Annotated in this window: 3 protein-coding genes; 2 read left to right on the forward strand and 1 reads right to left on the reverse strand. The window is 69.2% G+C overall.

All coding sequences use genetic code 11. The features are described 5' to 3' along the window. A partial coding sequence (locus ABZ260_RS49945; RefSeq protein WP_355632689.1) for a Nif3-like dinuclear metal center hexameric protein occupies positions 1 to 510 on the reverse strand: 510 nt, incomplete at its 3' end. Positions 511 to 750: 240 nt separating this feature from the next. Between ABZ260_RS49945 and ABZ260_RS49950 the strand changes: the two genes are divergently transcribed. Then, positions 751 to 2,190, forward strand: coding sequence for an NAD(P)/FAD-dependent oxidoreductase (locus ABZ260_RS49950; protein WP_355632692.1), 1,440 nt, complete (start codon positions 751 to 753; stop codon positions 2,188 to 2,190). Between the two features lie 83 nt (positions 2,191 to 2,273). Next, a partial coding sequence (locus ABZ260_RS49955; RefSeq protein ID WP_355632695.1) for a membrane dipeptidase occupies positions 2,274 to 2,496 on the forward strand: 223 nt, incomplete at its 3' end.

Consider the following 2,496-nt stretch of genomic DNA (forward strand, 5'->3'; position numbering starts at 1 on the left):
CCGGTCCCAGGCATCCTTCGCGGCGGCGCGGTCCTGGCGGGACAGCCAGGCCAGATAGTTCTTGTACGGCGGCGCGGGCGGAGCCTCCACACCGACCAGGCCGCGCCTGGGGTCGTCGGCCGCGGGCATGAGCGGGACGAGCGGGCCGGTCAGGCCGACGGCGCGGGCGAGCGCGTCGGAGACGCCGGGATCGGCGACGTCGGCGTTGGTGTGGGCGGTGAAGAGCGCGACATCGTTCTTGATCAGCTTGTGGATCAGGCGGCCCTTGAAGGTGGTGGCCGCGACGCTCGTGGTGCCGCGCAGGTAGAGCGGGTGGTGGGTGACGATGAGGTCGGCGCCCCAGTCGAGGGCCTCGTCGGCGACGGCGGCCACCGGGTCGACCGCGAACAGGATCCTGCGTACCTCCGCGGCGGGGTCTCCGCAGACGAGTCCGACCGCGTCCCACGACTCCGCCCAGCGTGGGTCGTAGCGGGATTCCAACTCTGTGACGATGTCGGCAAGCGTAGGCACCCGCGCAGACTATCGGCCTATTCCCCGGCGCGAACGGATCACCTAATGTAAGTGGATACTGACCCATGGGGGAGCAGCGGATTCCAGTATTTATTCCAGTACTTGTCGCATATGAAGAGGTGTGGAGTTGGGGAGACGTGGACGCAGGCGGCAACTGGAGCTTGAGGACGTCTACCGGCGCCTGATCCTTGCCGGCATCGGGGACCGCTGCCGCGACAACACCGACCCGGAGGCGTACGCATGAGTCCGAAGATCGCGATCATCGGCGCCGGATTCGGCGGGCTGTGCATGGCCATCCAGCTGGAGAAGGCCGGCATCCGCTCGTACACGATCTTCGAGAAGGGGGACAACGTCGGGGGCACCTGGCGCGACAACACCTATCCGGGGGCGGGCTGCGACATCCCCTCGCACCTGTACTCCTTCTCCTTCGAGAAGTACTCCAGCTGGACGCGCCGCTTTCCCGAGCAGCCGGAGATCCTGGGCTACCTGGAGAGGTGCGCCGACAAGTACGGCGTGCGATCCCGCCTCCGGCTGAACACCGCGGTCGTCGCCGCCACCTTCGAGGAGTCGCTGGGGAAGTGGCGGGTCCGCACCGCGGCCGGGGACGAGTTGTTCGACGTGGTGGTGTCGGCGGTGGGACAGCTCAACCAGCCCCGACTGCCCGACATTCCGGGAATGTCGACGTTTAATGGCGCGGCTTTCCACTCCGCCCGCTGGGACCACTCCGTCGATCTGACGGGCCGGCGGGTGGCCGTGATCGGCAGCGGGTCCTCGGCGGCGCAGCTGATCCCGAAGGTCGCCGAGGTAGCCGATCACCTGGACGTCTTCCAGCGGACCCCCAACTGGGTGATCCCCAAGGCGGACGCCGTCTTCGGCTCCGGCGCCAGGGCCGCCTTCCGCTACGTGCCCTTCCTGCAGCGCGCCTACCGCGAGTGGATCTACCGGTACGCGGAGATCACCCTCTACCCGGCCCTGGCCGGAGGCTGGAGCTCCGACCCGCTCCGCAAGCGCGCCCTGGAACACCTGCACGACCAGGTCCCCGACCCGGTGCTGCGGGCCAAGCTGACCCCGGACTACCCGGTCGGCTGCAAGCGGATCGTCGCCGACAGCAAGTTCTATCCCGCGCTGACCCGCCCCAACGTGGACGTCGTCACCGACCGGATCACCCGGATCGTCCCCGGCGGGGTGGAAACCGCCGCCGGACTCCGCGAGGCCGACGCGATCGTCTACGCGACCGGCTTCGAGACCTCCGACTTCCTGGTCCCCATCCAGGTCACCGGGCGCGACGGCCGGCACCTGGCCGAGGAGTGGAAGGACGGCGCGGAGGCGTACCTGGGCATCGCCGTGCCGCACTTCCCCAACCTGTTCCTGCTGTACGGCCCCAACACCAACCTCGGCCACAGCTCGATCGTCTTCATGATCGAGTGCCAGGTCCGGTACATCATGGGCTGCCTGCCGCAGCTGGTCGCGCACGGGCCGATGGAGGTCAGGCCGGAGACGATGGCCACCTGGCGACGGAGCCTGGAGACGGCCATGGAGCGCATGGTCTGGCAGGCGGGCTGCACGAGCTGGTACAAGAACGCGGCCGGTCGGGTCACCAACAACTGGCCGGGCACGACGACCGCCTACCGCCGCATCACCGGCGCCCCGGACCCGGACGCCTTCCACTTCGCGCGCTGACCCATGCCCCCTCGCGAGGCGCGGGGGGTGAAGTGCCGATACCGTCGTGGCGAACGAGAGCCGTACGCGCAGAAGGGCCCGCCGTGTCCGCCGACCTCCACCGCGACTCCGTGGTCGCCGATACCCACAACGACCTGCTGATGGCCGTCACCGCCAGACCCCCTGCCCGGTGGGCGTCGTTCTTCCGCGAGCGCTGGCTGCCGCAGCTGCGCGAGGGCGGGGTGAACCTCCAGGTGCTGCCGGTCTTCATCGACGATCAGTACCGCCCCGAGGGCGCGCTCCGGCAGACACTGCGCATGATCGAGT

It is taken from the genome of Streptosporangium sp. NPDC006013 (genome assembly GCF_040614275.1).
GTDB lineage: Bacteria > Actinomycetota > Actinomycetes > Streptosporangiales > Streptosporangiaceae > Streptosporangium.

Coding starts and splice junctions, on each gene's coding strand:
- ABZ260_RS49950 (WP_355632692.1), top strand. CDS start 751: ATGAGTCCGAAGATCGCGATCATCGGCGCCGGATTCGGCGGGCTGTGC.